The sequence below is a fragment of the Arthrobacter sp. 7Tela_A1 genome (genome assembly GCF_049311065.1).
GTDB lineage: Bacteria > Actinomycetota > Actinomycetes > Actinomycetales > Micrococcaceae > Arthrobacter_B.
The window spans coordinates 1-5460 of sequence record NZ_JAXIOO010000070.1 but is presented as its reverse complement, the minus strand read 5'-3'; the positions used below and the strand labels follow the sequence as shown (position 1 = coordinate 5460).

Here is a 5460-nt window from a genome sequence, read left to right as displayed (position 1 = left end):
GCCCGGAGCGAGGCTCCGGGCGGCACTGTCGATGACTCGGACTACGCCGTATCGGCCAGGGTGCCCAGGTACAGCTGGATGACCTTGGGGTCCTTCATCAGTTCGCGCCCGGTACCCGTGTACGCGTCCTTGCCCTGATCCAGGACATAGGCGCGGTCACAGATCTGCAGGCAGCGCCGGGCATTCTGTTCCACCATGATCACCGAGACGCCCGCCCGGTTGATCTCGTGCACGCGCAGGAAGGTTTCATCCTGCTTCACGGGGGAGAGGCCGGCCGACGGCTCATCGAGCAGGAGCACAGCAGGTTCCATCATCAGCGCCCGGCCCATGGCCACCATCTGGCGTTCACCGCCGGAGAGGGAGCCGGCGCGCTGCGCCCGCCGCTTCTTCAGCTCCGGGAAGAGGTCCGCGACAAACTCGAAGCGTTCCTTGAAGTTCTTCGGCTGCTGGTAGAGACCCATCTGCAGGTTCTCTTCGATGGTGAGGGATGCAAAGACGTTGTTGTTCTGCGGCACGAAGCCCACGCCCCGGCTGACCAGCTTGTTGGCCTTCAGCCCGGTCAGGTCCTGCCCGCGCACCATGACGGTGCCCGAGTGGACTTTCACCAGCCCGAACATGGCCTTCAGCAGGGTCGACTTTCCGGCACCGTTGGGACCAATGATGCCGATCAGTTCGCCGCGGCGGGCCTCGATGGAGCAGCCGTTGAGGATGTTGACCCCGGGGATGTAGCCGGCCACGAGGTCCGTGACCTTGACGACGGAGTCGCCCTCGAAGTTCTCAGCGCTCATGCCATGTCCTTACGTTCTTCGATGGTGACCGGGGCCAGTCCCTCGCCGCCGCGAATATCTGATTCAGGATCTTCCTCCAGCACGGCCTCGAGTTTCTCGAAGCCTTCGGAATCGCCCAGATCGACGTCGTGGTGGGCACCCAGATAGGCATCGATCACTGCCTGGTCCTTCATGACGTCGCCGGGGGGACCCTCGGCAACGACTTTGCCTTCGGCCATGACGATGACCCAGTCGGCAATGTGGCGGACCATGTGCATGTCGTGTTCCACGAACAGTACCGTCATGCCTTCGGCCTTCAGGTTCTTGATGTGGTCCAGGAGCGACTGGGTCAGCGCGGGGTTCACGCCGGCCATCGGTTCGTCCAGCATCACGAGCTTGGGATTGACCATCAGCGCCCGTGCCATCTCCAGCAGTTTCCGCTGGCCGCCCGAGAGGGAAGCGGCGTAGTCGCTGCGCTTGGTGTCCAGCTTGAACTTAGCCAGCAGGGCATCAGCCTGTTCCGTGATCTCATCTTCCCGGCGCTTCCACAGCGGACGGAAGAGCGCCCGCCGCAGGGCCTCGCCGGGCTGCTCGCTGGCACCGAGCCGCATGTTCTCCAGCACCGTCAGCTTGCCCATGACCTTGGTCAGCTGGAAGGTCCGGACCATGCCCAGACGGGCAACCTTATAGGCGGAGACACCCGCCAGGTCCCTGTCCTCGAACTTCCATTCCCCTGACTGCGGGGTGTCGAAGCCGGTGAGCAGGTTGAAGAGCGTGGTCTTGCCCGCTCCGTTTGGCCCGATCAGTGCGGTGATCTTGTTGCGGGGGATCTCTACGTGCTCGACGTCGACGGCGTTGATGCCGCCGTAGGTACGGGTGACGTTGGAGGCCACCAGGATCGGGTCCCGCTTCCGGCAGCCGGGACCTGTGGCCTCGGCAGCGATGGGCCGGTCGTCCGTCATGTATTCATTGCCGGCCCAGCTCGCCTCATGACTGGAATCGGCAGCGGCCGGCTGGACTTTCTCCGCCGGAGCAGCCGCATGGGCGCCGGGCAGGCGCTCCGGCTGCGGGCTTTGTGCTTGATGGCTCATGCGAATGACAGCTCCTTCTTATTGCCGAGCACGCCTTGCGGCCTGAAGATCATCAGCAGCATCAACGCCACACCTACCAGGATGTACCGCAGTTGTCCGGCCTGGGTGGTGTTCAGGAACGTGATGAACCCGGACTCGATCGCTCCGTAGAGGAGGCTCTGGGTCAAGGACAGCACGGCCCAGAAGATCATGGCTCCGATGACAGGTCCCAGGACAGTGGACATTCCGCCCAGCAGGAGGGCCGTGTAAAGGAAGAACGTGAGTTCGGTCCCGTAGTTGGCCGGCTGCACCGCTCCTCGCGGAAGGGTGAAGATGATGCCTGCCAGGGAGCCGAGCAGGCCACCGATGATCAGTGCCTGCATCTTGTAGGCATAGACGTTCTTGCCAAGCGAGCGGACAGCGTTCTCGTCCTCGCGGATGCCCTTGACGACGCGTCCCCAGGGGCTGCGCACCAGCAGCCAGACCATCAGGCAGGCAAGCGCGACGACGGACCAGGCGACAACCCGGATCCACAGGTCACGCTCACTGAGGCTGAAGGGACCGAACGAGTAGGTACCCGGGCCGAAGGGATTGAGGGCATAGAACCCGCCTTCGAAGGCGGCAAGCCCGTTGGCTGAGCCGGTGACGTTGGTGAGTCCGTTCGTGGTCACGATGTAACGGATGATTTCGGCGGCCGCGATCGTCACAATCGCCAGGTAATCCGCTCGAAGCCGCAGTGTGGGAAGTCCCAGGATGACCGCAAACGCCGCCGAGGCCAGCATCGAGATCAGCAGGGCAACGGGCAGGGGTGCGCCGAAGCTCAGGGTGGGAATGGCGAAGCCGTAAGCGCCGATGGCCATGAAGCCGGCCTGGCCGAAGTTCAGCAGCCCGGTATAGCCGAAGTGCACCGCGAGTCCGAGCGCAGCAAGGGCATAGGCAGCCGTAGTAGGAGTGAAGAATTCATTGACTGCGCCGAGCAGTATGTTTCCGAAGTCCATGTCGAAGCCCCTAACCTATGCGCTCTCGGCGGCCCAGGATGCCCTGCGGCCTAACCAGGAGGACGAGAATCATAATGAGCAGCGCGCCGACGTATTTCAGGTCCGCCTCGAGCCACAGGGTGGAGATCTCCACGAAGAGTCCCACGATGATAGAGCCGATCAGCGCACCGAAGACGGTTCCGAGACCACCCAGCGTGACCGAGGCAAAGATCAGCAGCAGGATCTGCTGCCCCATGTTGAAGGAGACTCCGGGCCGGTAATAGGCCCAGAGGATACCGCCGAGGGCGGCGAGTGCGCCGCCTGCCATCCAGACAATGCGGATGACGCGGTCGACGTCGATGCCGGAGGCAGCCGCGAGCGGCGGGTTGTCGGCCACGGCGCGGGTTGCCTTGCCGATGCGGGTTCGCAGAAGGAGCGCCGCAACAATGAGGATGATCACCAGGGACACGGCCAGTGAGACCAGGTTGTTCCGGGAAATCGAGACCGGCCCCAGCTCCAGCATGGGGCTTTGCGAAGACGGCAGCTGCTGCGTGGCACCGCCGAAGAAGAAGAGGATCGTGTACCGAAGGGCCAGGGCAAGGCCGATGCTGACGATCATCATCGGCACCAGGCCGGTTCCGCGCTTGCGCAGCGGCTTCCAAAGCCCTGCGTCCTGGACATAGCCAAGCCCTGCACCGCCAATGACCGCCAGGATCAGGGCCAGCCACAGCGGCAGCCCGATGGAGGCGAAGGCAAAGGCCAGCACGGCGCCGAACGTCACCATCTCGCCGTGCGCGAAGTTGGTGAGGCCGGTGGTGCCGAAGATCAAGGACAGTCCGACGGCGCTCAGGGCCAGGAGGAGTCCAAAGCTGAGCCCGGCAATCGCACGCTCGGTGAGCTTCGTGGCGAAGCTGTCCGACTGCAGCACGATGCCCTCGCCGAGCAGGAAGAGGGTTGTGATGTTCGAGGTGCCGGCGAAGGTAACAGTGCGGGGATTCTGCTGCCCCTCGGCCAGGGCGACTCCGTCCGGAAGGGTGGACTCGTCCAGCTCCACCTCGTAGGCGCCTTGTTCAGGAACGCCAATGGACCACGAGCCGTTCTCAGCGGTCTGCGTTTCACCTTCGTAGCCGTTGCCGCTGGCTTTGACAGTGACACCCTGGACCGGCGAACCGGCGTTTCGCAGGACGCCGCTGATCCGGTCCTGGTACTCAGCGCCGTCGGACACTTCACTGTCATCCCCGCTTGAAGGATCTGGGCTTTCGGTGCTGGATTCCGGCGCTGCGGTTTCCGTTGCCGAGGGTGGAGCTGTTGTTGCATGCACGGCAGGGGCAGCGAGCAGGAGCCCGGCAAATATGCCGGCCACCGCCACTAGCATCCCCATATACCGGGCGAGTGCCGATATTCTTCCCAAAGTGAATAACCTCCGCCGGGGGTATAAATGCACCGGTTGTCGGCGCATTCTAGATGTGACCTTGTGATCTCAGTCACGAATGGTGATCATGCTACCCGGCGTTTGTTTCGGTGGGGTGACCGAAGTAGTGAGCTTTGGTCGCGATCAGGTAACGACTCCACCGGGTGCTTCATTATGGAAGCCCGGAGGCCGATTCCTGCCCCCTCGGTGCCAAACCGTTATCAAAGCCTTTCCAGTCCGTGGAATCATCGCTGCCCGTTGAGCGTTCCATTGGTAGGCTGATTAACAGACCCAAGCCCCCCAAACGGAGGACATATTCATGGCACTAGGCGGCAACCCGGTTTTCAACGGAAAGAATTTCCGTTCCCAAACCCGCGGCGGAACGGCCACCGTTCCTTCAGGCGGCCCGTTTGCAGGACCCCAGCAGGACCCCATGAGCCCGCAGCAGCTCCAGGATCTCTATGCGGCTCCGTCCGCAGGACCGTCCGAGACCGGACGGATGACGTATGACGACGTCATCATGAAGACCCTTGGCTGCCTGGCAGTTGTCCTCCTCGGTGCTGCGATCCCCGTGTTCGTGCTTCCCGGCGCGGCCGGCCTGCTCATGATCGTGGGCGCGCTCGGCGGCTTCGTCCTGGGCCTCGTCAACTCGTTCAAGCGCGAGCCGGTTCCGGCGCTCATCCTGGGATACGCGGTGCTCGAAGGCATGTTCCTCGGCGCACTGACCCAGATCCTGGATGCGCTGTACCCGGGCATCGGCCTGCAGGCCGTAGTGGGCACGCTCTCTGTGTTCGCCGTGACCCTGCTCCTGTTCAAGAGCGGCAAGGTACGTGCCACGCCGAAGGCGATGCGCTTCTTCATGATCGCCCTGATCGGCTACGCGGTCTTCTCCCTGGTGAACGTGGGCCTCATGCTCTTCGGTGTCGTTGACGATCCGTGGGGCGTGCGGGGCTTCCAAATCGCCGGTATCCCGCTGGGCGTCATCATTGGCCTCCTGGCAGTCGGCCTCGCGGCCTTCTCCCTGATCATGGACTTCACCTCCATTGAGCAGGGCGTCAAAGCCGGTGCTCCGCAGCGCTACTCGTGGACCGCGGCTTTCGGCCTGACCGTGACCCTGGTCTGGCTCTACGTGGAAATCATCCGAATCCTGGCGATCCTGCGCGGCGACGAGTAACAGCCGTTTCAGCATCAAACCGCGGGGGCCCCCGGGCCCACCCGGGGGGGCCCGGGGGGTG

5 protein-coding genes are annotated in these 5460 nt (G+C 63.5%); 1 reads left to right on the top strand and 4 read right to left on the bottom strand.

Annotation, left to right across the window (positions count from 1 at the left end):
* Positions 1–41: 41 nt before the first annotated feature.
* The 4 genes from TVB01_RS16455 to TVB01_RS16440 form a co-directional block, all read right to left on the bottom strand.
* Positions 42–788, bottom strand: coding sequence for an ABC transporter ATP-binding protein (locus TVB01_RS16455; protein WP_422456977.1), 747 nt, complete (start codon positions 786–788; stop codon positions 42–44).
* Complete coding sequence (locus tag TVB01_RS16450) at positions 785–1729, bottom strand: ABC transporter ATP-binding protein (protein ID WP_422456978.1); 945 nt, start codon at positions 1727–1729, stop codon at positions 785–787. Before TVB01_RS16450 ends, TVB01_RS16455 begins: the two co-directional genes overlap by 4 nt.
* 125 nt (positions 1730–1854) lie before the next feature.
* Positions 1855–2835 (bottom strand): branched-chain amino acid ABC transporter permease, encoded by a 981-nt coding sequence (locus tag TVB01_RS16445; RefSeq protein ID WP_422456976.1) that lies wholly within the window; start codon positions 2833–2835, stop codon positions 1855–1857.
* A 10-nt stretch (positions 2836–2845) separates the two neighbouring features.
* Complete coding sequence (locus tag TVB01_RS16440; RefSeq protein ID WP_422456975.1) at positions 2846–4195, bottom strand: branched-chain amino acid ABC transporter permease; 1350 nt, start codon at positions 4193–4195, stop codon at positions 2846–2848.
* Positions 4196–4544: 349 nt separating this feature from the next.
* Here TVB01_RS16440 and TVB01_RS16435 point away from each other — a divergent pair, with 349 nt between their 5' ends.
* Complete coding sequence (locus TVB01_RS16435) at positions 4545–5399, top strand: Bax inhibitor-1/YccA family protein (protein ID WP_422456974.1); 855 nt, start codon at positions 4545–4547, stop codon at positions 5397–5399.
* The last annotated feature ends 61 nt before the right edge of the window (positions 5400–5460 follow it).

Bases quoted from the DNA above. Each gene is read 5' to 3' on its own strand.
- TVB01_RS16455 (WP_422456977.1), bottom strand. From the start codon at position 788: ATGAGCGCTGAGAACTTCGAGGGCGACTCCGTCGTCAAGGTCACGGAC.
- TVB01_RS16450 (WP_422456978.1), bottom strand. From the start codon at position 1,729: ATGACGGACGACCGGCCCATCGCTGCCGAGGCCACAGGTCCCGGCTGC.
- TVB01_RS16445 (WP_422456976.1), bottom strand. From the start codon at position 2,835: ATGGACTTCGGAAACATACTGCTCGGCGCAGTCAATGAATTCTTCACT.
- TVB01_RS16440 (WP_422456975.1), bottom strand. From the start codon at position 4,195: ATGGGGATGCTAGTGGCGGTGGCCGGCATATTTGCCGGGCTCCTGCTC.
- TVB01_RS16435 (WP_422456974.1), top strand. From the start codon at position 4,545: ATGGCACTAGGCGGCAACCCGGTTTTCAACGGAAAGAATTTCCGTTCC.